Source organism: Streptomyces hypolithicus (assembly GCF_052934925.1).
The window spans coordinates 2,920,807-2,946,141 of record NZ_CM128811.1; the positions used below are offsets into that span (position 1 = coordinate 2,920,807).

The 25,335-nt window shown below is 68.7% G+C and carries 24 protein-coding genes; 15 read left to right on the forward strand and 9 right to left on the reverse strand.

Annotated features, from left to right (window positions below; translation table 11 throughout):
* The first annotated feature begins 173 nt into the window (after positions 1–173).
* The 7 genes from ACU6WZ_RS13775 to ACU6WZ_RS13805 all read left to right on the forward strand — a co-directional run bounded on the left by ACU6WZ_RS13775 (position 174) and on the right by ACU6WZ_RS13805 (position 9,638).
* Positions 174–1,088, forward strand: a complete 915-nt coding sequence (locus ACU6WZ_RS13775) for an FHA domain-containing protein (RefSeq protein ID WP_447033690.1) — start codon at positions 174–176, stop codon at positions 1,086–1,088.
* 10 nt (positions 1,089–1,098) lie between these two features.
* Positions 1,099–1,608: an FHA domain-containing protein FhaB/FipA gene (locus ACU6WZ_RS13780; RefSeq protein ID WP_447033692.1), complete on the forward strand. Its 510-nt coding sequence runs from the start codon at positions 1,099–1,101 to the stop codon at positions 1,606–1,608.
* Positions 1,609–1,737: 129 nt separating this feature from the next.
* The gene (locus ACU6WZ_RS13785) at positions 1,738–3,303 is read left to right on the forward strand and encodes a PP2C family protein-serine/threonine phosphatase (RefSeq protein ID WP_447033694.1); all 1,566 of its coding nucleotides are present in this window, start codon (positions 1,738–1,740) and stop codon (positions 3,301–3,303) included.
* A 22-nt stretch (positions 3,304–3,325) separates the two neighbouring features.
* The gene (locus tag ACU6WZ_RS13790) at positions 3,326–4,723 is read left to right on the forward strand and encodes an FtsW/RodA/SpoVE family cell cycle protein (RefSeq protein ID WP_447033695.1); all 1,398 of its coding nucleotides are present in this window, start codon (positions 3,326–3,328) and stop codon (positions 4,721–4,723) included.
* The gene (locus tag ACU6WZ_RS13795) at positions 4,720–6,183 is read left to right on the forward strand and encodes a peptidoglycan D,D-transpeptidase FtsI family protein (RefSeq protein WP_447033696.1); all 1,464 of its coding nucleotides are present in this window, start codon (positions 4,720–4,722) and stop codon (positions 6,181–6,183) included. Before ACU6WZ_RS13790 ends, ACU6WZ_RS13795 begins: the two co-directional genes overlap by 4 nt.
* Positions 6,184–6,350: 167 nt before the next feature.
* Positions 6,351–8,405: a Stk1 family PASTA domain-containing Ser/Thr kinase gene (gene pknB / locus ACU6WZ_RS13800; RefSeq protein ID WP_447033697.1), complete on the forward strand. Its 2,055-nt coding sequence runs from the start codon at positions 6,351–6,353 to the stop codon at positions 8,403–8,405.
* Positions 8,406–8,606: 201 nt separating this feature from the next.
* Positions 8,607–9,638: a restriction endonuclease gene (locus ACU6WZ_RS13805; RefSeq protein ID WP_447033698.1), complete on the forward strand. Its 1,032-nt coding sequence runs from the start codon at positions 8,607–8,609 to the stop codon at positions 9,636–9,638.
* A gap of 45 nt (positions 9,639–9,683) precedes the next feature.
* On the opposite strand, the gene ACU6WZ_RS13810 is transcribed toward ACU6WZ_RS13805, so the two are convergent.
* The 5 genes from ACU6WZ_RS13810 to ACU6WZ_RS13830 all read right to left on the reverse strand — a co-directional run bounded on the left by ACU6WZ_RS13810 (position 9,684) and on the right by ACU6WZ_RS13830 (position 13,587).
* Positions 9,684–10,424, reverse strand: a complete 741-nt coding sequence (locus ACU6WZ_RS13810; protein ID WP_447033700.1) for a class E sortase — start codon at positions 10,422–10,424, stop codon at positions 9,684–9,686.
* A gap of 41 nt (positions 10,425–10,465) precedes the next feature.
* Positions 10,466–11,794 carry a class E sortase gene (locus ACU6WZ_RS13815; protein WP_447033701.1) on the reverse strand — a complete coding sequence of 443 codons (1,329 nt, stop codon included), beginning with the start codon at positions 11,792–11,794 and terminating at the stop codon, positions 10,466–10,468.
* Positions 11,791–12,468, reverse strand: coding sequence for an aminodeoxychorismate/anthranilate synthase component II (locus ACU6WZ_RS13820; protein ID WP_447033702.1), 678 nt, complete (start codon positions 12,466–12,468; stop codon positions 11,791–11,793). The genes ACU6WZ_RS13815 and ACU6WZ_RS13820 overlap by 4 nt, the downstream gene beginning before the upstream one ends.
* Positions 12,465–12,635 (reverse strand): hypothetical protein, encoded by a 171-nt coding sequence (locus tag ACU6WZ_RS13825; RefSeq protein ID WP_447033704.1) that lies wholly within the window; start codon positions 12,633–12,635, stop codon positions 12,465–12,467. Before ACU6WZ_RS13825 ends, ACU6WZ_RS13820 begins: the two co-directional genes overlap by 4 nt.
* Positions 12,636–12,807: 172 nt before the next feature.
* Positions 12,808–13,587, reverse strand: coding sequence for a DUF881 domain-containing protein (locus ACU6WZ_RS13830; RefSeq protein ID WP_447033705.1), 780 nt, complete (start codon positions 13,585–13,587; stop codon positions 12,808–12,810).
* A 153-nt stretch (positions 13,588–13,740) separates the two neighbouring features.
* Between ACU6WZ_RS13830 and crgA the strand changes: the two genes are divergently transcribed.
* Positions 13,741–14,001 carry a cell division protein CrgA gene (crgA, locus tag ACU6WZ_RS13835; RefSeq protein WP_447033706.1) on the forward strand — a complete coding sequence of 87 codons (261 nt, stop codon included), beginning with the start codon at positions 13,741–13,743 and terminating at the stop codon, positions 13,999–14,001.
* A 278-nt stretch (positions 14,002–14,279) separates the two neighbouring features.
* Here crgA and ACU6WZ_RS13840 read toward each other — a convergent pair whose 3' ends face one another.
* Both ACU6WZ_RS13840 and ACU6WZ_RS13845 read right to left on the reverse strand, forming a co-directional pair.
* Positions 14,280–15,197 carry a rhomboid family intramembrane serine protease gene (locus ACU6WZ_RS13840; protein WP_447033707.1) on the reverse strand — a complete coding sequence of 306 codons (918 nt, stop codon included), beginning with the start codon at positions 15,195–15,197 and terminating at the stop codon, positions 14,280–14,282.
* A gap of 105 nt (positions 15,198–15,302) precedes the next feature.
* Positions 15,303–15,830: a peptidylprolyl isomerase gene (locus ACU6WZ_RS13845; protein ID WP_447033709.1), complete on the reverse strand. Its 528-nt coding sequence runs from the start codon at positions 15,828–15,830 to the stop codon at positions 15,303–15,305.
* A gap of 237 nt (positions 15,831–16,067) precedes the next feature.
* Here ACU6WZ_RS13845 and ACU6WZ_RS13850 point away from each other — a divergent pair, with 237 nt between their 5' ends.
* Both ACU6WZ_RS13850 and ACU6WZ_RS13855 read left to right on the forward strand, forming a co-directional pair.
* Complete coding sequence (locus ACU6WZ_RS13850) at positions 16,068–16,775, forward strand: DUF5324 family protein (protein WP_447033710.1); 708 nt, start codon at positions 16,068–16,070, stop codon at positions 16,773–16,775.
* Between the two features lie 193 nt (positions 16,776–16,968).
* A complete protein-coding gene (locus ACU6WZ_RS13855; RefSeq protein WP_447033712.1) occupies positions 16,969–17,418 on the forward strand; it encodes a tellurite resistance TerB family protein in 450 nt (149 codons plus the stop codon).
* 304 nt (positions 17,419–17,722) lie between these two features.
* Here the strand turns inward: ACU6WZ_RS13855 and ACU6WZ_RS13860 are convergent, their stop codons facing one another.
* The gene (locus tag ACU6WZ_RS13860; protein ID WP_447034026.1) at positions 17,723–19,048 is read right to left on the reverse strand and encodes an LCP family protein; all 1,326 of its coding nucleotides are present in this window, start codon (positions 19,046–19,048) and stop codon (positions 17,723–17,725) included.
* Positions 19,049–19,333: 285 nt separating this feature from the next.
* The gene (locus ACU6WZ_RS13865) at positions 19,334–19,603 is read right to left on the reverse strand and encodes a hypothetical protein (protein ID WP_447033713.1); all 270 of its coding nucleotides are present in this window, start codon (positions 19,601–19,603) and stop codon (positions 19,334–19,336) included.
* 508 nt (positions 19,604–20,111) lie between these two features.
* On the opposite strand from ACU6WZ_RS13865, the gene ACU6WZ_RS13870 reads away from it, so the two are divergent.
* The 5 genes from ACU6WZ_RS13870 to ACU6WZ_RS13890 all read left to right on the forward strand — a co-directional run bounded on the left by ACU6WZ_RS13870 (position 20,112) and on the right by ACU6WZ_RS13890 (position 25,216).
* On the forward strand, positions 20,112–21,005 hold the full coding sequence (locus tag ACU6WZ_RS13870) for an FAD binding domain-containing protein (protein ID WP_447033714.1): 894 nt from the start codon (positions 20,112–20,114) through the stop codon (positions 21,003–21,005).
* Between the two features lie 2 nt (positions 21,006–21,007).
* Entirely contained in the window at positions 21,008–21,619 is a 612-nt protein-coding gene (locus tag ACU6WZ_RS13875) for a (2Fe-2S)-binding protein (protein ID WP_447033716.1), read from the forward strand.
* Entirely contained in the window at positions 21,619–23,928 is a 2,310-nt protein-coding gene (pucD, locus tag ACU6WZ_RS13880) for a xanthine dehydrogenase subunit D (protein WP_447033717.1), read from the forward strand. The genes ACU6WZ_RS13875 and pucD overlap by 1 nt, the downstream gene beginning before the upstream one ends.
* A 190-nt stretch (positions 23,929–24,118) precedes the next feature.
* Entirely contained in the window at positions 24,119–24,571 is a 453-nt protein-coding gene (locus ACU6WZ_RS13885; RefSeq protein ID WP_447034028.1) for a nucleoside deaminase, read from the forward strand.
* A 282-nt stretch (positions 24,572–24,853) separates the two neighbouring features.
* Complete coding sequence (locus ACU6WZ_RS13890; RefSeq protein ID WP_447033719.1) at positions 24,854–25,216, forward strand: hypothetical protein; 363 nt, start codon at positions 24,854–24,856, stop codon at positions 25,214–25,216.
* Positions 25,217–25,335 lie beyond the last annotated feature (119 nt).

Below are 25,335 nucleotides of genomic sequence, written 5' to 3' on the forward strand. Positions count from 1 at the left end.
CCGCTTCTCCACAGCACTCACGGTGTGCGGGACACTGTCAGGAGGCCACCTCTACGATCCCTGTGAGAGGTGACACTCATCCACTGTGCAGACAAGGGGAACCAGCCGATTTCCCGACGCGTGGATACGATCAGTAAGCAGTACCAGGACGACAACGACGGAGGAGGTGCCCCATGGGAGTCCTGAAGCGTTTCGAGCAGCGGCTCGAAGGTCTGGTCAACGGCACCTTCGCCAAGGTCTTCAAGTCCGAGGTCCAGCCTGTCGAGATCGCCGGCGCCCTCCAGCGGGAGTGCGACAACAACGCCACGATCTGGAACCGCGAGCGGACCGTGGTCCCCAACGACTTCATCGTCGAGCTCTCCACCCCGGACCACGAGCGTCTGAGCCCGTACTCCGGCCAGCTCGGCGACGAGCTATCCGGCCTCGTCCGCGACTACGCCAAGCAGCAGCGCTACACCTTCATGGGCACCATCAAGGTCCACCTGGAGAAGGCCGAAGACCTCGACACGGGTCTCTACCGCGTGCGCAGCCGCACCCTCGCCTCGAGTACGTCGCAAGTGGCCGACCCGCAGAGCGCCGGCCCCGGCCGGCACACCCCCGCGCCCTCCGCCCCCCGTGGCGGTGGCTACGGCTACCCGCCGTCGGCCACCCCCGGAGCGCCCCCCATGCCCTCGGCCCCGCCGCCGTCGCACGGCCCGAGGCCGGGCCAGCCGCCCGCCGGGGACCGCAGGCCGGCCGGACAGCCGGGCCCCGGCGCGGGACACGGCACCAGCCCCGGCACGGGCCCCGGCCCGATGCCCGGTGCGCAGACGCGGCGCTGGATCGAGATCAATGGCACACGCCATCAGATGTCCCGCCCGACGCTCGTGCTGGGCCGCAGCACCGAAGCAGACGTGCGGATCGACGACCCCGGCGTATCGCGCCGGCACTGTGAGATCCGGACCGGAACCCCCCCGACGATCCAGGATCTCGGGTCTACCAACGGCATCGTGGTAGACGGACAGCACACCACCCGCGCTACGCTCCGCGACGGCTCGCGGATCGTCGTGGGCAGCACGACCATCGTTTATCGGCAAGCCGAAGGGTGAAGCGGGGGCAATGTCAGAGCTGACCCTGACGGTCATGCGGCTAGGTTTCCTGGCCGTTCTGTGGCTGTTTGTGATTGTGGCCGTCCAGGTCATCCGCAGCGATCTGTTCGGTACGCGGGTCACGCAGCGCGGCTCACGCCGCACCGCGCCCGCCGAAACCAGGCCGCAGCAGACCGGACGCCAGCAACAGGCCGCGGCACCGCCGCAGCAACGCCAGCGCCGCGGCGCACCGACCAAGCTGGTGGTGTCCGAAGGCACCCTCACCGGCACGACGGTCGCCCTCCAGGGGCAGACCATCACGCTGGGACGGGCACACGATTCGACGATCGTGCTGGACGACGACTACGCGTCCAGCCGGCATGCCAGGATCTACCCGGACCGTGACGGCCAGTGGATCGTCGAGGATCTCGGGTCCACCAACGGCACGTATCTGGACCGGACCCGGCTCACCGCCCCGACCCCCATTCCGCTGGGCGCGCCGATCCGCATCGGCAAGACCGTCATCGAGCTGCGGAAGTAGTACGACAATGAGCGAGCGGAGCGAGCGAGCCGCGGCGGCCGTCACAGCGGACCTCCGAGGGCTCCCGACCGGAGGGCGGGCAGTGTGGCTCAGGACCGGTTGTACCCGGGGCCGACGGGCGAGGTGCGCATGAGTCTGTCACTGCGCTTCGCCGCCGGATCGCACAAGGGCATGATCCGGGAAGGCAACGAGGACTCCGGCTACGCCGGCCCCCGCCTTCTCGCCATCGCCGACGGCATGGGCGGCCAGGCCGCCGGTGAGGTGGCGAGCTCCGAGGTCATCTCGACCCTGGTCACGCTCGACGACGACGTACCCGGGTCGGACATCCTCACCTCGCTCGGCACCGCCGTGCAGCGTGCCAACGACCAGCTGCGCATGATGGTCGAGGAGGACCCGCAGCTGGAGGGCATGGGCACCACGCTCACCGCCCTGCTGTGGACCGGCCGGCGCCTCGGCCTCGTCCACGTCGGCGACTCCCGGGCGTACCTGCTGCGCGACGGCGTCCTGACCCAGATCACGCAGGACCACACCTGGGTGCAGCGCCTCGTCGACGAGGGCCGCATCACCGAGGAGGAAGCCACCACCCACCCGCAGCGCTCCCTGCTGATGCGCGCGCTGGGCAGCGGCGACCACGTCGAACCCGATCTCTCCATCCGCGAGGTCCGGGCCGGCGACCGCTATCTGATCTGCTCCGACGGCCTGTCCGGCGTCGTCTCCCACCAGACGATGGAAGAGACGCTCGCCAGCTACCACGGCCCCCAGGAGACCATCCAGGAGCTCATCCAGCTCGCCCTGCGCGGCGGCGGCCCCGACAACATCACCTGCATCGTCGCGGACGTCCTCGACGTCGACGGCAACGACACCCTGGCCGGGCAGCTCAACGACACACCGGTCGTCGTCGGCGCGGTCGCCGAGAACCAGCTCCCGCACCACGACGGCGGGGCCATGCAGACCCCCGCCGGGCGCGCGGCCGGCCTCGGCAGGCCCGTACCCCACCAGCCCGCGCCCGGCGGCGCCTTCGGTCCCCCCGGCAGCGGTGACAACGGCGGCTACGGAACGTCCCCCGACGCCGGCTTCGGCGCGTACAGCGACGAGGACTTCGTCAAACCGCGCGCCGGTCGCACGTGGCTGAAGAGGTCGTTCTTCATCGTGCTCGCCCTCGCCGTCGTCGGCGGCGGCCTGTACGGCGGCTACCGCTGGACCCAGACCCAGTACTACGTCGGCGCCAACGAAGAGCACATCGCGCTCTACCAGGGCATCAGCCAGGACCTGGCCTGGGTCTCGCTCTCGAAGGTCGAGAAGGACCACCCCGAGATCGAACTCAAGTACCTCCCGCCCTACCAGCGCAAGCAGGTCGAGGCGACCATCACCGAGGGCAGCCTCCCCGACGCACGCGAGAAGATCGCCGAACTCGGCACCCAGGCCTCGGCGTGCAAGAAGGACGAACAGCGCCGCAGCGCGCAGCGTGAAGCCGAGGACCGCCGCAAGGCGGAGGCCGAGGCGGAGCGCGAGAAGGCAGAGCGCGAGAGGGACGCGCGTACGGGCGAGGGCGATGCGGGCGACACGACCGGCCCCGGCGCCACCACCCAGACCACCCAGACCGCCAAGATTCCGTCGGCCACCGCTACGCCCACTCCGGGCCCCAGCCTCTCCGAGGACGAGCAGAAGCTGGTCTCGCAGTGCGGTAAGCCGTAAAGCCGTAGGGGGCCTTACCACCATGAGCGTTGTCACCAACACGACCACCATCGGCGCGATCGAAGCGCCGAGCCGGCGCAACACCGAGCTCGCGCTGCTTGCGTTCGCCGTGATCATCCCCGTCTTCGCGTACGCCAACGTCGGCCTCGCCAAGGACGGCACCCTGCCCGCAGGCATGCTCGGCTACGGCCTGGGGCTCAGCCTGCTCGCGGGCGTGGCGCACCTGATGGTGCGCAAGTTCGCGCCGTACGCCGACCCGCTGATGCTGCCACTGGCCACCCTGCTCAACGGTCTTGGCCTGGTGCTGATCTGGCGGCTCGACCAGGAGCCGTCGATCACCACCGCGGCGCTCGGCGGCGCGATGGCGCCCAAGCAGATGATCTGGTCAGCGGTGGGCGTCGCCCTGTTCCTGGCCGTGCTGCTGTTCCTGAAGGACCACCGCGTCCTCCAGCGCTACACGTACATCTCGATGGTCGTCGCCCTCGTGCTGCTGATCCTGCCGATGTTCTTCCCCGGCGTGAACGGCGCGAAGATCTGGATCACCATCCCCGGCCTCGGATCGCTCCAGCCCGGCGAATTCGCGAAGATCATCATCGCGGTCTTCTTCGCCGGCTACCTGATGGTCAAACGCGACGCGCTCGCCCTGGCCAGCCGCCGCTTCATGGGCATGTACCTGCCCCGCGGCCGCGACCTCGGACCGATCCTCGCCATCTGGGCCCTCAGCCTGATGATCCTGATCTTCGAGACCGACCTGGGCACCTCGCTGCTCTTCTTCGGCCTCTTCGTGATCATGCTGTACGTCGCCACCGAACGCACCAGCTGGGTCGTCTTCGGCCTCAGCCTCAGCGCCGCCGGCGCCGTCGGCGTCGCCACCTTCGCCAGCCATGTGCAGTCCCGCGTGGACAACTGGCTCAACCCCCTCGCCCTCAAGGACGGCGGCGTCACCGAGACCGCCCAGGCCGTCTACGCCTTCGGCTCCGGCGGTCTCTTCGGCTCCGGCCTCGGCCAGGGCTACTCCCGCCTCATCGGCGGCATCGCCCCCAAGAGCGACTACATCCTCGCCACCGTCGGCGAAGAGCTCGGCCTGACCGGCCTCATGGCGATCATCCTGCTGTACGGCCTGCTCATCGAGCGCGGCGTACGCACCGCCCTCGCCGCCCGCGACCCCTTCGGCAAGCTCCTCGCCATCGGCCTCTCGGGCGCCTTCGCACTCCAGGTCTTCGTCGTCGCGGGCGGCGTCACCGGCGTCATCCCGCTGACCGGCATGACCATGCCCTTCCTCGCACAGGGCGGCTCCTCCGTGATCGCCAACTGGGCACTCATCGCCATCCTGCTGCGCATCAGCGACACCGCACGCCGGCCGGCGCCCACCCCCGCCCCCACCTCCGATGCCGAAATGACCCAGGTGGTCCGTCCGTGAACAAGCCCCTGCGCCGGGTCGCGATCTTCTGCGGCCTGCTCGTCCTCGCCCTGCTGGTGCGCGTCAACTGGATCCAGTACGTCAAGGCCGATGAGCTCTCCAAGGACGGGAACAACCGTCGCGTGCTGATCGACCGTTACGCGCACAAGCGCGGCGACATCATCGTCGACGGCAAGGCGGTCACCGGCTCCACGGAGTCCGAGAGCGGCGACTTCAAGTTCCAGCGCACCTACAAGGACGGCCCGATGTGGGCGCCCGTCACCGGGTTCACGTCGCAGCGGATGGGCTCCAACCAGATCGAGTCCATTGAGGACGACATCCTCACCGGCACCGACGACCGGCTGTTCTTCGACCGCACCCTGTCGATGTTCACCGGCGACAAGCGCCAGGGCGGCCACGTCGTCACCACCCTCAACGGCGCCGCCCAGCGCGCCGCCTTCAAGGGCCTCGGCGCACGCAAGGGCGCCGTCGCGGCCATCGACCCGCGGACCGGCGCCATCCTCGCCCTGGCCAGCACCCCCTCGTACGACCCCTCCCGCGTCGCCGGCAACACCGACGAAGACGTCAAGAACTGGCAGCGCTACGAGAAGGACCCGGACAAGCCGACGACGAACCGGGCGCTGCGCGAGACCTACCCGCCCGGCTCGACCTTCAAGGTCGTCACCGCCGCGGCCGCCATGGAGCACGGCCTGTACGAAGGCCCCGACGACAAGACCGACTCGCCGCTGCCGTGGAAGCTGCCGCTGTCCACCAAGGACCTCGTGAACGAGGGCGACCTGCCCTGCAAGGACGCCACCCTGCGCGTCGCCCTGCGGGTGTCCTGCAACACCGTCTTCGGCAAGGTCGGCGCCGACCTCGGCAACGACAAGATGCTGGAGACTGCGGAGAAGTTCGGCTTCAACAAGCAGCAGTTCGTGCCGGTCCGCTCCAACGCCAGTGTCTTCTCCAAGGACATGGACAAGGCCCAGACCGCGCTCTCCTCCATCGGCCAGTTCAACACCGCCGCCACCCCCCTCCAGATGGCCATGGTGTCCGCCGCCATCGCCAACGACGGCAAGCTGATGCAGCCGTACATGGTCGACCGGCTCACCGACCCCAACCTGGACCTGCTGGAGAAGACCAGCCCCGAGGAGATGAGCCAGCCCCTGTCCCCGGAGAACGCCCAGAAGCTCCAGGACATGATGGAGACGGTCGTCAAGGAAGGCACCGGCACCAGGGCGCAGCTCCCCGGTGTCACCGTCGGCGGCAAGACCGGCACCGCCCAGCACGGCGTGGACAACAGCGAGAAGCCCTATGCCTGGTTCCTGTCCTACGCCAAGGACGGCGACGGCGGCTCGCCCGTCGCCGTCGCGGTCGTCGTCGAGGACGACAACGCCAACCGCGAAGACATCTCGGGCGGTGGCCTCGCCGCTCCCATCGCGAAGAACGTGATGCAGGCGGTGCTCGACAGCACGAAGTGATGCCGGTCACCCGGGGCCCGCGTACACCCATGTCGCGCTACCCACCGCATACCGGGTGACCGTCACGGACGGACCAGGGACGGCGTGCCCGGTACCGTATGCGCGGACAGCACACCGCCGGACCCCACACCGGTGCGGTCGGGACAGACGGAGAGGGCTGGAAAGCTATGGAAGAGCCGCGTCGCCTCGGCGGCCGGTACGAGCTGGGCTCGGTGCTCGGCCGTGGTGGCATGGCCGAGGTCTACCTCGCGCACGACACCCGGCTCGGCCGCACCGTCGCTGTGAAGACGCTCCGGGTGGATCTCGCCCGCGACCCGTCCTTCCAGGCCCGGTTCCGCCGTGAGGCCCAGTCGGCCGCCTCGCTCAACCACCCGGCGATCGTCGCGGTCTACGACACCGGCGAGGACTACGTCGACAACGTCTCCATCCCTTACATCGTGATGGAGTACGTCGACGGATCGACCCTGCGCGAGCTGCTCCACTCCGGCCGCAAGCTGCTGCCCGAGCGCACGCTGGAAATGACCGTGGGCATCCTCCAGGCCCTCGAGTACTCCCACCGCGCTCAGATCGTCCACCGCGACATCAAGCCGGCCAACGTCATGCTGACGCGCACCGGCCAGGTCAAGGTCATGGACTTCGGCATCGCCCGCGCCATGGGCGACTCGGGCATGACCATGACGCAGACCGCCGCGGTCATCGGCACCGCCCAGTACCTCTCGCCCGAGCAGGCCAAGGGCGAGCAGGTCGACGCGCGCTCCGACCTGTACTCGACCGGCTGCCTGCTCTACGAGCTGCTGACGGTACGGCCGCCCTTCGTCGGCGACTCCCCGGTGGCTGTCGCCTATCAGCACGTAAGGGAAGAGCCCCAGCCTCCGAGCAACTTCGACCCCGAGATCACGCCCGAGATGGACGCCATCGTCCTGAAGGCACTGGTCAAGGACCCCGATTACCGCTACCAGTCCGCCGACGAGATGCGCGCGGACATCGAGGCCTGCCTCGACGGCCGGCCCGTCGCGGCCACCGCGGCGCTCGGCTCGGTGGGGTACGGCGGCTACGACAACTACCACAACCAGGACCAGCCCACCACGGCGCTCCGCCAGGCCGACACGGGCGGCGCCCCGACGTCGATGCTGCCGCCGGTCAACCCGGACGACGGCGGCTTCGGCTACGACGACCGCCAGGACCGCCGCCGGCAGAAGAAGCGGAACACCTCTACGATCCTGCTCGTCGTCGCGGGCATCCTCGTCCTCGTCGGCGCGATCCTCATCGGCAGGTCGATCTTCGCGGGCGAGGACCGCAAGAACGACGTACCGGCGCCGGTCCTGGTCGGGGAGACACTCGGCAAGGCCAGAGAGCTCGCCAGGAACGCCGACCTCACGGTCGAGGTCGGCGACCGCAAGGAGTGCGACAACCGGCCGAAGGGCAGCATCTGCAGCCAGTCGCCGGAGAGCGGTCAGACGGTCCCGGTGAACTCGTCCATCACGGTCGTGGTCTCCACCGGCGCCCCGAAGATCGAAGTTCCGGATGTCGTGACCCAGGCGAAGGACCGGGCGACGAAGAACCTGGAGGACAGGGGCTTCAAGGTCGACGCCAAGTCGGTCGAGTCCGACGAGACGGCCGGCACGGTCGTCGAGCAGGACCCCGAGGGCGGCACCGACGCGAAGGAGGGCGACACGGTCACCATCTCCATCGCCACGACCGCCAAGGCCGACGTCCCGCAGGTGGTCGGCCAGGACTTCGCGGCGGCCGAGAAGCAGCTGACCGACCTCGGCTTCGTGGTCACCCGTAAGGACGCGGAGTCGGACCAGCCCCCGAACTCGGTCATCAAGCAGGATCCGGTGGGCAACAGCCAGACCGACAAGGGCGGCACGATCACCCTCACCGTCGCGAAGGCACCACCTCAGCCGGAGCAGATCGCGGTGCCGCAGGTGGCGGGCCAGAAGCTCAAGGACGCCCGTAAGGCCATCGAGGACGCCGGACTGGCGGTGGGTGCCATCACGGGCCCACAGGACGACGGAGCCCTCGTCGCCCTCACCCAGCCCCCGGTCGGCACGCAGGTCCCCAAGGGCACGGCGATCAACCTGACCACCGCGCCGGGCACCGGCGCAAACGGCGGCGGGGACAACGGCGGCAACGGAGGCGGTGACGGCGGCGGTGACGGTGGCCAGGACAACGGCGGCTTCCTCGGCGGCAACTTCGGCCGCGACCGGGACGGCGACTGACCGCTACGACGCGCAGTGGCAGAAGGGGCCGCGGACTTCTTTCGAAGTCCGCGGCCCCTTCTGCTGTCCGGCTGTCCATAGTCGGCGCACATGTCAGCGAAATTCGATCGTGTCTTCATATGTACCGACTCGTTGAGCAGATCACCACTGAGCTCCTTGGAAGGAGCGCAGTCGGATCACTCGAAACAGAGGGGCAAGCAGGTGTTCAACGAGACCGTGCTTCTGGAGTCGAAGTCGCTACGCGAGAGCGTCGCCGAGCGGACCGAGGTGCTCGACAGGGTCAAGGCGCTGTCGCTCCTGCCCGACGGCATGCATGTGACGACGACCATGGTCGCCGCCTACTTCGAAGTCGCAGATACCGTCATTCGCGCCGTGGTGTTCGACCATCGGGAGGAAGTCGAAGCCAACGGCTATCGCGTCCTCACGGGCGCAGAACTGAGTTGCTTCAAGCAACTCAGTGAGATTTCTTCCCGCACCGCATCTCTCGCAGTCTTCAGCCGACGCGCCGTCCTCAACGTCGCCATGCTCCTCCGCGACAGCGAAGTCGCACGTCAGGTGCGTACGTACCTGCTCGACGCCGAGTACGTCGCCCGCGCAGCGCCTGTGGATAACTTTGTCCACAGGCCTGCCGAAGACCTCGACGACCGCATCGACCGGCGCATCACCCACATCCTCGGCACGTCCGTCGTCCCCATGTTCAACGCCCTCATCGAGACCTCCGGCGAACAGCGGAAGGAGCTCATCGCCCTGCGCGAAGACGTCCAGCGGGTGGAGCGCAAGCTCGTGCAGCACGACGTACGACTGCTCCGGCTGGAACGGGCGAGGGAGCAGCGGCCCCTCAGTGGCGTGATGGCGGCCATGGACGCCATGAACTGGCGCGAGTTCGAACAGCACATCGCCGGGCTGCTCCGACGCGACGGCTGCACCGACGTGATCGTCCACGGCGGGCACGGCGACCGGGGCGCCGATGTCACCGGATACACAGACGACGGACGCCGAGTCGTCGCGCAGTGCAAGAACTTCGCGCCGTACCGGTCCGTCTGGAGCGGCGAGATGCAGAAGTTCCTCGGCGCCGCCAAGGTCCAGCACCAGGCGGACGTCGCCCTCTACGTCGCCACCTGCCCGTTCTCCCGGGAGGCCCTCGCCATCGCGGTGGAGTACGGCGTAACGGCGGTCCATCGGGGCCTGCTGGAGGCCTGGAGCGCCGGCACGACCCTGCAAGTGCTGCGTTGAACAGCCCTCCTTGAAGGAGGGCAGCCGCTCGAACGCCGGGTGCGGTCAGTCCAGTTCCGCCGGCGGCGTCCGGTCGCGGTCGACCTTCTCCGTACGCTCCAACTCGCCCCACACGATGTACCGGTACTGCGACGTGTAGACCGGCGTACACGTCGTCAGCGTGATGTAGCGGCCCGGCTTCTTCTTGCCCGACGCCTTCGGAACCGGCTCCAGTACGTCAACGTTGTACTTCGAGGTCTCCGGCAGCTTCGCGTACACCTTGTAGACGTACCAGGTGTCCTCGGTCTCGAAGACGAGCGCGTCGCCGTCCTTCAGCTTGTCGATGTTGTGGAACTTCGCACCGTGACCGTCCCGGTGCGCCGCCAGCGAGAAGTTGCCCTGCTTGTCCGTCGGCAGCGCCGACTTGACCGGGTCCGTGTAGTAACCGGCGACACCCCGGTTGAGGCCCTTCGCCTCGGTGCCCTTGCGGACCAGGATCTCGCCGCTCTTCATCGCGGGCGCGTGCAGGAAGCCGATGCCGTCCTTGGTGTCCAGCTCACCGGGGCCGCCCGCCCAGCGGTCGCGTACCTCGTCGCCCCGCCGGCTCGCCTCGGCGTCGGCGAGCACGTTCGTCCACCACAGCGAGTAGACGACGAAGAGGCCGAGGACCAGGCCCGCCGTGATCAGCAGCTCGCCGAAGACACTGACCGCGCCCGCGATCCGGCCACGCCTCCGCCGCCCCGCCCCTGGTGCGGACACGGGCACGGGAGTGCCGGTCTGCTCGTCCTGCTCGGTCCTGGCTGCCACCGCACTCGTCCCCGTCCTGAGTTTCAAACGTCCGGCCCGCGTCAGCCGACGAGCGCGTCGGGTTGCCCCTTGCTGCGCGGCCGTTCGTCGACCATCTTGCCCCACACGATCATTCGGTACGTACTCGTGAATTCTGGCGTGCAGGTCGTCAGCGTGATGTACCGGCCCGGCTTGGTGAAACCGGATCCCGCCGGAACGGGCTCGATGACGCCGATGTTCGACGGCGCGGTCTGCGGAAGGATGCTGGCCATCTCGTACGTGTAGTACGTGTCCTGCGTCTCGACGACGATCGGGTCGCCCGGTTTCAACTGGTTGATGTACCGGAACGGTTCGCCGTGGGTGTTGCGGTGCCCCGCCACCGCGAAGTTGCCCCGCTCGTCCGACGGCATCGCCGTCTTCAGCTTGCCCTCCGCGTAGTGGCCGACCATGCCGTTGTCGAGGACGTTCGCCTTGTCGATGCCCTCGGCGACCGGGACGACGACGTCGAGCTTCGGGATGTGCATGATCGCGAAGCCCGTGCCGGGCTCGAACGCGCCGGGCTTCCTGCCCTGCGCCCAGCCCTCCTGGATCTTGTCCGTCTCGTTTCCGGCGAACAGATCAGCGCGGACGTTCGTCCACCACAGCTGGTACGTGACGAACAGCAGCATCAGCAAGCCGAGCGAGATGAACACCTCGCCGAAGAAACGGCTGGCCACGACCGCCGGACTGTCCTTCGCGGCGCGGGCGGCGCGCCGGGCCTCCACCCGGGAGAGCGTCCCTGCCCCGCCACTGCCGGGCGGCGGTGTCCGGGGCGTCCTGGCGCGGCCCGCCTCGCCCTTGCCGCCCTTGTCGCTCTTGCCGCCTTTGCCGCTCTTCGCCGCCCTGCGACGTTCCGCGCGCCCGCCGGTGGCGGCGGGCGGCTCGGCCGGGACTATTCGCCGGGTACGGGAATCGGGGTCGGGCACGGCTGCGGGCTCCGGCACGGCCGCGCGCTGCGGCTCAGCGGCCGGTACGGGCTCCTGCACGGCGTACCAGTCCTGCCGGGGCCGCTCAGGCGCCCCCGCAACGTCGTCGGGGGCGGCGTACCGCTCCTGCGGCCGCTGAGGCTCCTGTGGCGGCTCCTGAAGGCCGGGCTGGGGGTAGTAGGGGTACTGAGGCTGCTGGGACTGCTGGGACTGCTGGGGCGGGTACGCCCCAGCAACCGTCGCCGACCGGAACCACGGCGAAGGGTGCCCCTCCCGCCCCGGCCCCTGCTGCCCCGGCAGCGGATCGTTCAGCGGGTCCGCGAGCTGCTCCACCGCCGCCTCGAACGCACCGGCCGCCCCGTACGCGTCGTCGTTCTCGTACGAGGCACCCTGGCCGGCGTCATGTCCGGGGCGGGGTGAGGTCACGCGACGGCCTTGCCCTTCCCCGGCCTCTCAGCTTCGTTCGAGCCGGGGAGACCCCATACCGGCGCGAGTCCGGCCGACCGCTGCACCGCCTCAGGGTCGCCGCACTGGGCAAGCCAGTTGGCGAGCATCAGATGCCCGTGCTCGGTGAGCACCGACTCCGGGTGGAACTGCACGCCTTCGACGGGCAGGTCCCGGTGCCGGACGCCCATGATGATCCCGTCGGCCGTCCGTGCCGTGACCTCCAGCGCGGCGGGCAGCGCCTCGGGTTCGGCGGCCAGCGAGTGGTAGCGCGTCGCGGTGAACGGGGAGGGCAGGCCGGCGAAGACCCCCGTGCCGTCGTGCGTGACGGGCGACGTCTTGCCGTGCAGCAACTCGGGGGCCCGGCCCACCACACCGCCGTACGCCACCGCCATCGACTGCATGCCCAGGCAGACGCCGAAGACCGGCACCCCGGTCGCCGCGCAATGGCGCACCATGTCGACGCAGACGCCCGCCTGTTCGGGAGCCCCCGGGCCCGGCGAGAGCAGCACCCCGTCGAAACCGTCCTGGGCGTGGCCCAGTTCCACCTCGTCGTTGCGCCGTACTTCGCACTCGGCCCCGAGCTGGTACAGGTACTGGACCAGGTTGAAGACGAAGCTGTCGTAGTTGTCGACGACCAGGATCCGCGCGGTCATGCGCCCGACCCCCCGTCGACCGTCACATCGTTGAACGGAAGCAGTGGCTCCGCCCACGGGAAGACGTACTGGAACAGTGCGTAGACGACCACGAGGGCGAGTACGAGGGCGAGCGAGCCCCGCACCCATGTGTTGCCCGGCAGATGCCGCCAGATCCAGCCGTACATGCTGTCCCTTCCGTTCGGTCGGAACCCAGACTAAACGGCGGGGGCGGGCGCACGTGGGTCAGCTGCGCAATGAGCGCGGCTCGCCGGGCCAGGGGGCGGGCGGGCAGAGGCCGGCGGGAGCGGGCGGGCAGAGGCCGGCGGGAGCGGGCGGGCTGCGGGCGCGGGGCCCGCGTTACCCGACCGGCTTCGCGTACCGGAGGTCGACCGTGCCCGAGTAGCCGCGCAGCTTCACCGCGTCGTGCTCGTCGACCTTCCAGCCGAGCCCGTACGCCTTCACGTACAGCTGGTAGTTCTGCAGCGCCGTGGAGGCGCTGAGGGCGCGCTGGAGTTTCTCGCGGTCGCCGACCGCGGTGACCCTGTACGGCGGCGAGTAGACGCGCCCCTGGAGGATCAGCGTGTTCCCGACACAGCGCACCGCGCTGGTGGAGATCAGCCGCTGGTCCATGACCCGGATGCCCTGGGCACCGCCCTGCCACAGGGCGTTCACGACGGCCTGGAGGTCCTGCTGGTGGATGACCAGGTCATTGGGCTGAGGCTCGGGGTAGCCGGGGTTCGCCGTCGCGTTGGGCGGGGCGTCGTCGAGGGTGACGGTCAGGCCGGCGCCGGAGAGCTTCTCGGTGCCGGCGGACTGCTCCAGCGCCTTGAGTTTCGCGTCCTCGGCCTCGGTGCTGCTGTCGCGGCGCTGCGCGAGCCCGTCGACGTCGCCGCGCACGGACGCGGTCGACTGATCCAGCAGCTTGTTCTTGTGGCTGCGCTCGCCGATGAGGTCGGACAGCTTCAGCAGCGAGGCATCCGTGCGGATATTGGTGCCCTTGGCGGTATTGAAGCTGGTGACGAAGATCAGCCCGGCGAGCGCGAAAACACCGGCCGTCAGCAGCCGCACAGGCCTGAGTGCCGGCGGCAGTGCGGGGCGACGGGCCGGTTCTTCGGAGGAGTCGGCAGAATTGCTCAACGTACCCTTATCTCCTTCGACGCCGCGGAAGCACTACGCTAACGGACGCCCGGGGGAGGCATCGGGGGAGGCAGTGCTTCCCGCCGCTCCCACCCCAGGCACCAGCCACAGTTCCCTGCGCGGTCACGCAGCGCATCGACAGGAGAGTCCCTCGTGCCGAAGTCACGTATCCGCAAGAAGTCCGACTTCACGCCGCCGCCGGCCGCCTCGAAGCAGGCGACGGCCATAAGGCTGACGAACCGCAGCTGGGTGGCTCCGGTGATGCTGGCCCTCTTCCTTGTCGGCCTGGCCTGGATCGTGGTGTTCTACGTGACCGAAGGGGATCTGCCGGTCAAGGCGTTCGACAACTGGAACATCGTGGTCGGCTTCGGCTTCATCGCCGCGGGCTTCGGCGTCTCCACGCAGTGGAAGTAGCGCCCCGCCAGGAGCCGCTTGCACCGACCGGTCCGCGCAAGCCTTGACCAGAGGTTATCCACAGCGTTGTCCACACGGTGGGGAAAGGTCAGACGATCTGTGGATAACTCAGGGGGCGTTGACGCCGGTGTGACTACTGGAGCCGCCTGAGGCATACGGCACGCCCCTTGCCCTGACGGGGAAACCCAGGTCAGCGACAAGGGGCACAGCTGTTCCCACAGGAATGCACAAGATCGGCCGCTAGCTGTGGACAACTCGACAACCGGCGCGTCCGATGCTCAGGTGAGCGCGGCCGTTCTCGCGACGACGAGGCCGACGGTCACCAGCAGGACGAGCCCGCACGTCCCGTACTGCACGAGCGCCCTGCGCTGGCGCGGGGCGTGCACCATGGCGGCGGCGACGATCACTCCGGCTACGAGACCGCCGAGGTGGGCCTGCCAGGCGATGTTGCCGTACGGGTTGAATGTGAAGATCAGGTTGAGCGCCAGGAGCACGAAGATCGGCCGCATGTCGTACTTCATGCGCCGCATCAGTACGGCAGTGGCGCCGAGCAGTCCGAAGATCGCACCGGAGGCGCCGAGCGAGAAGCCCGAGGCGTCGGCGATGAGGTACGTCAGCGCACTGCCGGCCAGGCCGGAGATCACATACAGCGCCAGGTAGCGGGCACGGCCCAGCGCCGCTTCGAGCGGGCCGCCGAGCCACCACAGGCCGAGCATGTTGAACGCGATGTGCCAGATCTCCTGGTGCAGGAACATCGATGTGAAGAGCCGGTAGTACTCGCCGCTCGCCACACCCTCCAGGGGGACGTACGGCGCGGGCGGCCACGCGCCGAGCAGCGCGAGGCCGGCGACGAACCGGTCCCCGAGCGCGAGCACGGCGACGAACACCGCGACATTGACGCCCAGCAGGATCTTGGTGACCAGCCGCGGATCAGCGGCGACCGTACCGCCCGCCAGTGTGCGGGGCCGGCTCGCGCCCGGGGAGTGCCCCGTGCCCGAGCCCTGACGGACGCAGTCGGGGCACTGGAAGCCGACCGAGGCGCTGATCATGCAATCGGGGCAGATCGGCCGGTCGCAGCGGGTGCAGCGAATGCCCGTGGTCCGGTCGGGGTGCCGGTAACAGCCCGGCGTGCCGCCGCCGGAGACGGCGTCGGGCCGGTCCTGGCTTCCCGGCGGGTTTGCTGGCGGCTGGTCCATGGGTCCCCTCGTACCTCGTGGCGGAGCGGTTCGCGTGCAAAGCCCCGCCTATCCAGTACGGACGGGCGGGGCACTTTGGTTCCCGGGAGCGGGAACGGGGCGCGCTCAGCGGGTCTCTACGACGACCGACTCGATCACCACGTCGTCGACCGGGCGGTCGGTGCGCGGGTTGGTCGGCGTACCGATGATGTCGTCCACGACCTTCTGGCTTGCGGCGCCCGTGACCTCGCCGAAGATGCTGTGCTTGCGCGTCAGCCACATCGTCGGCGACACCGTGATGAAGAACTGTGAACCGTTGGTGCCCGGGCCCGCGTTGGCCATCGCCAGCAGGTAGGGCCGGTCGAAGGAGAGGTCGGGGTGGAACTCGTCAGCGAACTCGTAGCCCGGGCCGCCCGTGCCGTTGCCCAGCGGGTCGCCGCCCTGGATCATGAAGTCCTTGATCACGCGGTGGAAGACGGTGCCGTCGTACAGCCGCGCCGTGGTCTTCTGACCCGTCTCCGGGTTCGTCCACTCGCGCTCGCCCTGAGCGAGTTCGACGAAGTTCCTGACCGTTTTGGGCGCGTGATTCGGCAGGAGCCGGACCTCGATGTCGCCCCGGTTGGTCTTCAGGGTGGCGTAAAGCTGCTCGGCCACGGAGTGCCTTCCTCAAGTCTTCAATGACGTGTTCCGATCCTCCCACGGCCGGAATACGACGAGTAGCCGCCGAACCGGAGCGGACGGGCGCGAACCGTGCCATTGTCGACCGGGAGTCCCTATTTGGCGTTGCATGACCCGGATGACCGCCCGCACATGCCTCAATGGGCTCGGACAGGCATGATTTCGAAAAGGGTGGATAGGCGATACCGAACCGCCACCAAGGAGGAGGATCCAGTGACCCGCATCGACAGCGTGCGCGCCGCGTCCGAATCGGCGAAGGGAAGCGTGCTGCACGCCGCGGAAGTGGTGGCGCCCTACGCCGGTACGGCCAAGGAGCAGGCCACGCATTACGCGACAGAAGCTCGTGTTCGCCTTGCGCCGAAGGTGCAGCAAGCGGCCCACCAGGCACGTGTGCAGTACGGCACGCATCTGGCGCCGCGTGTGGAACAGGCCCGCACACATGTGCCGCCGAAGGTCGACGCCGCCGCGCAGCGGGCCGCCGTACGTACCCGGCAGGCCGCCCGGCAGGCCACCGACTACACCATGCCGCGCGTGGAGCACGCGGTGGCGGTCGCGCAGCCTGTGAGCAAGGAGGCCGCGGCGCGCAGTGCTGCGGCGCTGGCCGCTCTGCGCGGGCAGATCTCTCAGAAGGACATCCAAAAGCTCGTCAGGAAGCGTGAGCGTCGGGCCAAGGGCGGCCGTGTCTTCAAGGGCATCGCCGTGTTCGGCCTGCTGGCGGGCGGCGCCTTCGCGGCGTGGAAGTGGTGGGACAAGCAGGCCAACCCGGACTGGCTGGTCGAGCCCCCCGCTGCCACGGAGGTCTCCGACCGTGCGCCCCTGACGTCGGTTGACGGCAGCGGTCAGGTACTGGACCCGGAGGTCCAGGCCAAGCAGGCCGAGGCGGAGGCCGACCCGACGAAGCACGACAAGAAGAACGACTGACGTACTGACATACGTACGCACCGGCGGGTGCCGGGAGACCTCCAGGTCTCCCGGCACCCGTTCGTCGTCCCGCGTGCGCGGCACGCGGGGCTACCGCGGCCGAGAGGCAGCCGAAAACGCTGAGGCCCCGCAGACCTGGCTGATAACTTCTACTTCACTGTAGAAGAACGTGGGCGTCCGGTCCGCCGCCTTAATGGCCCTGTGGGACCGCTTCAAAGAGTCCGCGTCGACGATGCAGACCCAGCTCATGGCGAAGAAGAACGACTTGAAGAGCGGCTCTCTCCGTGACGCCAGCGTGGCGATGTGCGCCCTGGTCGCCGCCGCCGGCGGCTCCATCGACCCGGCCGAGCGCAACCGCGTCGCGCAGCTCATCGCCACCAACGACGTACTGCAGAACTTCCCCGCCGACGACCTCCAGCGCCGTTTCGACGAGAACCTGAACAAGCTCACCGCTGACTTCTCCTTCGGCAAGGTCAGCGTTCTTCAGGAGATCGCCAAGGCAAAGAAGAAGCCCGCGGAGGCGCGTGCCGTCATCCAGATCGGCATCGTCATCGGCGGCGCCGACGGCGACTTCGACAAGACCGAGCAGGCCGTCGTACGCGAAGCCTGCTACACGCTGGACCTGCCGCCCCAGGGTGTCTGACAATTCCCCGCGGCGTCGCGGCGTCCGGCACGCACGCTCGCAGCGTTGCCGAAAAGCCCTGGTAGCTCCGCTACGAGGACTGTCCGGCGCCTTGCGATCGCACGCACCGGACGCCGCTCCTTGACCCACGGGGAATTGTCAGACCTAGCACCACCTCGCCGTGGTGGGCGTGACCGCCCTCGACCGCTTCAAGTCCCGGCGCTGACGCCGCGCCCGTTCAAGAGCGCCCGTACAAGAGCAAAAGGTGGGCCTGCGGCAGTCAGCCGCAGGCCCACCGGCGCCCAGGCGTCAGGGCGTCCGGGCGTCAGCGGACGCGGGTGAAGTCCGCACCCACGACCAGGGTGACGGCGCCAGCCGCGGCCTGGGCGTCCGGCTCCGCCGTGACTCCGGGCACCCGGGAAGCGAGCACCGCGGCCTGCTTTTCCAGGCCCTGGGGATGGGTGACCGCGGTCTTCTCCGCCGGGGCGGGCGCGTTGCCCGTGCCGGTGACGCTGTAGCCGGCGGCCCTCAGCGTCTCGGCGACCTCCGCGGCCCTGCCGGGAACGCCGCTGCCGTTGAGCACCTGCACCCGTACCGAAGCGGCGAACACCGGCCCCTCGGACGCGGCCTTCAGCTTCTCCTTGTTCACCTCACGGTCCTCGGCCAGCGAGGTGAACAGATCGGCGGCCTGCGGGTACTGCCACACCACATTGGCCCGGTCGGAGGGCACGTCCGCCTCCCGGCCGTAATTGGGTACGGTCACGAAGCCCAGCCGGTCGGTGGGGATGCCCTTGAGCTGGGAGGCGAGGCCGGCCAGCGGCTTGATCCCGGCCAGTGACTCGTCCGTGGTCAACGACTTGGTGGCGGCGTCCAGGAAGTCGTACAGGGCGGTCGGGCTGGTGAGCCTGCGCTTGGCCTTTTCGGCGAGGGCCTCCATGAACTCCTGCTGGCGGCCGATCCGCCCGAGGTCCGAGCCGTCCCCGACGCTGTAGCGGGTACGGACGTAACCGAGGGCGTCCTCGCCCCTGACGGTCTGACACCCGGCCGCCAGGTCCAGGCGTGCCTTCTTGTCGCGGATCGCCGTCTCGGGGCAGACCTCGATACCGTCGAGGGCGTCGACCATGCCCTTGAAACCCTGGAAGTCGACGGACATGAAGTGGTCCATGCGCAGACCGGTGTTCTGCTCCACCGTCCTGATCGTGCAGGCGGCGGCCGACGCGACCTCGCCGCTCGTCCCGCCGATGGCGAAAGCGGCATTGATCTTGGAGCGCCGCGGCGTGGACGTGGTTCCGTTCCCGCGGTCGCAGGCCGGGACGCTCACCCATGAGTCGCGCGGCAGGGACACCACGGTGGCCCATCTTCTGTCCGCGGACACATGCAGGACCATCAACGTGTCCGACTGCATGGTGTCCAGGTCCTTGCCGTACTTCGCGTTGTCGCCATCCCGCGAGTCGGACCCCACCACCAGGATGTTCTTCGAGCCCGGACTCAGATTCTCCGGCCGGTCACCGCCGAGCTTGTTGTCGACGTCCGCGGAGTTGATGTTCCCGTCGAGCCCCTGATAGACCCAGCTTCCCGCCCCGGCCACGCCCAGCACCACAGCGGCCAGCGCCCCGCCGGTCCACAGCGCTATTCGGCCGCGCCGGGTCAGCCGGGTCTGCGCGCCGCCTGCGCGGCGACGCTCCCCGCGTCCCCCATGTGCCCGTTGCGGTTGTGCCCGGCGCCCGCGCCGGCTCCTGCCCTGCGTACCCACCCTGGCGATCCTCCGGGCCTTCGCGCTCTTCGATCCTCGACCGCCGCTTCGGACAGTGCGTGCACTTTACAGGCGCGTAGAGAGTCCGATCACCCGTAGGTGGCGGCTTCCAGTACCTGCGCCAAAGGCCGGCAGGCCAGGCAGGCAGGCCGGCCACGGCAGTGGACGCCGCCCCTGAACGGCTCACGCGTGCGCGGACTGCCCCGCACGTGAGGCGTAGGCGCGCACATCCGCGTCCGGGTCCGGGACGGCGGTTGCGAGCGCGGCGCGGGCCGTGGCCGCGCTCGCGCGGACCTGCAACGACCCGTCGGCCAGCGCCGTCACGGCGAGAGCGCCGTAGGGATCGGGGCAGCCGGCGGAAAGCGCGGCCGGCGCCGCCGCGCGGACGACGATGTCCGGGTCCCGGAGCACGGCGCGATGTTCGGCGGGCGCCTGCCCCGCCCAGCGCGTCACCGTCTTCCCATGCCTGGCGGCCCTGGCGCTACACCGCCACCGACTACCTGCGGCCAGTGCCGCCGCAAGGTCCGGATCCCAGGAGGCCTATCGCGCACCAGGCCGTAAGCCGGTCGGGGACTGGTTGGTCATGCAGGGGCCAAGGCGCCTTGTTCTCTGCCCCGGATACGACCTCACACTTGCATCCTCGCAGGTCAAGGCACCTCTGCTGTTACCGGGCCGTCAGACCGATCAACTGCGCCGAGTGCCCGATGTTGATCTTGTCGCTGGCCGTGCCGATCGTTTCGGCCGGAAGCCATGAGGTTACCGAGTCCTGCCTTTCGTGCGAATCTACAAGATGGACCCGGCGACCAGCCAACTCCTTCATGGTTTTGGTGACTGACCACGGGGCGGGGCGGACGGGTGTACTAACGCCATTCCCCATTAACAGCACGTGAACGAGTCAGTCGAGGGACTTCGGTCCTCTGGCTCGAATACGAACGACCCGATCCGAAGAAGAGAGCCAGACATGGACTTCCTTCGCCCCGCCAGCTGGGAGGAGGCGCTCGCCGCCAAGGCCGAGTACCCCAGCGCTGTGCCGATCGCGGGTGGCACCGATGTCATGGTCGAGATCAACCTCGACCACCGGCGCCCCTGGTACCTCCTCGACCTCAACCGGATCACCGAGCTGAGCGAGTGGCACGTCGGCGAGGAGAAGGTCGCCCTCGGCCCCTCCGTCTCGTACACCAAGATAATGGAGAACCTGCGGACCGAGCTGCCGGGCCTCGCGGTCGCCTCGCACACCGTGGCCTCCCCGCAGATCCGCAACAGCGGCGGCGTCGGCGGCAACCTCGGTTGCGCCTCGCCGGCCGGTGACTCCCACCCCGCACTGCTGTCCTCGGGCGCGGACGTCGAGGTCGAGTCGCAGACCCGTGGCTCGCGCCTGATCCAGATCGACGAGTTCTACAAGGGCGTCAAGCGCAACGCTCTCGAGGCGGACGAGCTGATCAAGGCCATCCACATCCCCAAGGCGGACGGCCCGCAGCAGTTCTCCAAGGTCGGTACACGTAACGCGATGGTCATCGCGGTCTGCGCCTTCGGTCTGGCGCTGCACCCCGAGACCCGCACGGTGCGCACCGGCATCGGCTCGGCGGCCCCGACCCCGGTCCGCGCCAAGGAGGCCGAGGAGTTCCTGAACGCGGCGCTCGAAGAGGGCGGCTTCTGGGACAACGGCAAGATCATCACCCCGTCCATCGCGAAGCAGTTCGCACAGCTCGCGTCGGGTGCCTGCAACCCGATCGACGACGTGCGAGGCACCGCCGACTACCGCCGCCGGGCGGTCGGTGTCATGGCCCGCCGCACGCTGATGTGGACCTGGGAGTCGTACCGCGGCGAGGGCCGCAAGCTTGAAGGAGCGGCGTAACCATGCGAGTCAAATTCACGGTCAACGGCCGTCCCCAGGAAGCCGACGATGTCTGGGAGGGCGAGTCCCTTCTCTACGTCCTGCGTGAGCGGATGGGCCTGCCCGGCTCCAAGAACGCCTGCGAGCAGGGCGAGTGCGGTTCCTGCACGGTCCGCCTCGACGGGGTGCCGGTCTGTTCGTGTCTGGTCGCCGCCGGTCAGGTGGAGGGCCGCGAGGTCGTCACCGTCGAGGGCCTGGCGGACTACGCCAAGCACCGCGAGGACGTCCACCCGGGCGGCGCCTGCGGATCCGGCGGCTCCGGCGGCTGCGGCACCTCCCTGGATGCCGCCAAGCAGTGGCAGGCCAAGGGCACCGACGGCCAGACCGGCGAGGGCGCGGCTCTCTCCCCGATCCAGCAGGCGTTCATCGAAGCCGGCGCCGTCCAGTGCGGCTTCTGCACCCCCGGTCTCCTCGTCCAGGCGGACGAGCTCCTCGAGCGCAACGCCTCCCCGTCGGACGCGGACATCCGTGAGGCGCTCGCCGGCAACCTCTGTCGCTGCACCGGCTACGAAAAGATCCTCGACGCGGTCCACCTGGCGGCCGCCCGCACGACCAAGGCCGTGGAGGCTTCCTGATGACCAACCAGACTTCTCCCGCCCGCACCCCGCAGGTCCTCAACGAGTTGATCACCGGTGGGATCGGCGACAGCCCGCTGCGGCCGGACGGCACCCTCAAGGTCACCGGCGAGTTCGCCTACTCCTCGGATCTGTGGGCGGAGGACATGCTCTGGGGCGCGACACTGCGCAGCCCGCACCCCTACGCGCGGATCAAGTCGATTGACATCGGTCCCGCGCTCAAACACCCCGGCGTGCAGACGGTGCTGACCCACGAGGATGTCCCCGGCGAGAACGTCTACGGCCTGAAGGTCTCCGATACGCCGGTGCTTGCCGAGGACATCGTGCGCTACAAGGGCGAGCCGGTTGCCCTTGTAGCCGCCGATCACCCGGAGACGGCCCGGCGCGCGCTGGACAAGATCGTGGTCGAGTACGAGGTACTCGAGCCGATCACCGACCCGGAGCGGGCCGCGCACGACGACACGCTGCCCAAGCTGCACCCCGAGGGCAACGTGGTGCGCTACCAGCCGATCATCAAGGGAGACCCGGAAGCCAAGGCCGACGTTGTGGTGTCCGATGTGTACACCATGGGCATGCAGGACCAGGCCTTCCTCGGGCCCGAGTCCGGTCTGGCCATTCCGGACGAGGACGGCGGGGTCGACCTGTTCCTCGCCACCCAGTGGCTGCACGTGGACCAGAAGCAGACGGCGCGGGCGCTCGGGCTCCCGGTCGAGAAGGTGCGCTTCACCATGTCCGGTGTCGGCGGTGCCTTCGGTGGCCGCGAGGACCTGTCCATGCAGATCCACGGCTGCATGCTGGCGCTGCACACCGGCAAGCCAGTGAAGATCGTCTACAACCGGGAAGAGTCCTTCTACGGCCACGTGCACCGGCACCCGGCGAAGATGTACTACGAGCACGGCGCGACCAAGGACGGCAAGCTCGTCTACGTCAAGGCGAAGATGTACTTCGACGGCGGCGCTTACGCCTCCAAGACCCCGGTCGTGGTCAGCAACGCCACTTCGCTGGGCATCGGTCCGTACGTGGTACCCAACGCCAAGATCGAGGGTTGGGGCCTGTACACGAACAACCCGCCGTGCGGCGCGATGCGTGGCCTCGGCGCAGTGCAGCCCGCATACGCCTACGAGTCCCAGATGGACAAGCTCGCCAAGGCGTTGGACATGGACCCGGTGCTGGTGCGTCAGCTCAACGCCGTCGAACAGGGCTCGACCCTGCACACCGGGCAGGTGCTTGACTCCCCCGCCCCGGTCGCCGAGCTGCTGCAGCGCCTCAAGGACATGCCGCTGCCGTCGGAAACCCGGACCGACATCCGGAACATGCCGGGCGCTCTGTCCAACACCACTCACGGCGAAGGCCTTGTTCGGGGCGTCGGCTACAGCGTGATCATCAAGAACGTCTCCTACGCGGAGGGCGTCGACGACTACTCCACGGCGCGGGTGCAGTTGCAGGTCATTGGCGGCGAGCCGGTTGCGCTGGTGCACACCGCGGCGGCCGAGGTCGGGCAGGGCCTGATCACCATGAAGCAGCAGATCGTCCGCAGCGAACTCGGCGTGGCGCGGGTGACAGTCCACGCGGCCGACACCAACATCGGCGACGCGGGGTCGAGTTCGGCCTCCCGGCAGACCTACATCACCGGCGGTGCCGTCAAGAACGCGTGTGAAGCCGTCCGCGAGGTGCTCTTCCAGAAGGTCGCCCAGCGTTTCGGCGAGAACCCCGCGAATCTGTCGATCGCCGGCGGCAAGGTCGTCTCCGAAACCACCGGTGTCATCGCCGATCTCGTCGACGTGCTCGGCGATGACGTGATCGAGGAGACCAGGGAATACCACCACCTGCAGACCTACCCGATGGACCCGGAGACCGGTCAGAGCCAGCGGGTGCACGTCCAGCACGCTTACGCCGCGCACCGGGCCGTGGTGGATGTGGACACCGAGCTGGGTCTGGTCAAGGTCGTGCAGTTGGACTGTGCGCAGGACGTCGGCAAGGCGATCAACCCGGACGCCGTCATCGGGCAGATCCAGGGTGGTGCCACACAAGGGCTCGGCCTCGCCGTGATGGAGGAGATCAAGGTCAAGGACGGCAAGATCCGCAACGCGTCGTTCACCGACTACCTGATCCCGACCATTCTGGACACACCGCCGATGACGGTGGATGTGATCGAAAGGGCTGACCCGAACTCGCCGTACGGCGTGCGTGGTGTCGGCGAACCGCCCACCATTTCCGCCACCCCGGCGATCGTGAACGCCATCCGCAATGCGACGGGGTTGAACCTGACCCACACCCCGGTCGCACCGGAGCACATTGTCGGCGCCTAGCCGTGACTATCTCCCGCGGGTGTCGCCGGCCGAGCTGATCTCAAGGCGGCACCCGTGGAACCCCACTTATCGGCCCGGGCTTGGTGTCCCGCAGGACAGAGCATCCCGGCATTCCCCCACCGTTTCCGAAGGAGCGACCGTGACCGCGCACATCGTAGAAAACACCGTCCAGGAGCTTGAGCGCGCCTGGATGGAAGAGGCGATCAACCTGGCCACCAACAGCGTGCTGAATGGCGGTGGTCCGTTCGGCGCACTGATCGCCAAGGATGGCGAGATCGTCGCGATCGGGAACAACAAGGTCACCTCGAACCTGGACCCGACGGCGCACGGTGAGGTGAGCGCGATCCGTGCCGCCTGCCAGAAGCTGGACACCTTCTCGCTCGAGGGCTGCGTCCTGGTCACCTCGTGCGAGCCGTGTCCGATGTGCCTTTCCTCCGCCCTGTGGGCGCGAGTCGACCGGATCATCTTCTCCGCCGACCGTGACGATGCCGCGGTGGCCGGTTTCGACGACCGCAAGTTCTACGACCTGCTCGAGAAGAAGCCCGGGGAGCAGTGGCCGATGGCGATCGATCAGCTGGACCTGCCGAACCGTACGGCGCCGTTCGACGCGTGGCTGGCCAAGTCCGACCGCATCGACTACTGAGAACCCGGTTCACCGCGCACTGGCAGCGAGTGAACCGAGCCAACCAGACCGCTGTGGATCCCAGAACTTTCCGGCACCGCAACAAAAAGTGAACATCCACGAGCACGAGTGAATACCCCCCAAGCTGGGCGGCGGAATGACGACCGGGTCATCCTCCGCCCTGGGGGTCGTCTCCAAGTGACCCAGCTGCAAGGCGAAATAATGGGATGGGGACCGCAACCCCCAGCCCCGCCTCGGTCCAGGTTGGTCCGTTTCTTCAAGATCACTGAACGCGGTTCCACCATGGGCCAGGAGTTGCGTGGTGGCCTCACGGCGTTCGTCTCGATGGCCTACATCGTGGTCCTGAAACCGCTCGTTCTTGGCTCGGGTGCGGACGTCACCGGTGCGGGGGTTGGTGCTGCCCCCCCAGCGCGAACCCCGCCCGCCGGCCCGGCCGGCCTCTGCGGCCAGATGCTCGTCCATCTCGGCTTCCAGGGCGGCCTGCATCAGGTGCTGGGCCAGCTCGGGCAGCAGCCCGCCCTCACCCATCAGCCGCAGCCCCTCCTCTCCGCGGACCTTCTCGGCCGCGAGAGCGGCCAGCTCCTCCAGCAGCTCGCTGGCAGACCGTTCTGCGACACCGGCATCGACTTCACGTCGGCACCCTGAGCGCTGCCATCCGCTCCGGCAAGCGACACGCCCTGAGCACTCTCGATCAGATGATCAGTCGTCGTACTCATCAGGTGACTCCTTCGGGGAAGATCACACCTGATTCATGACACCAACAC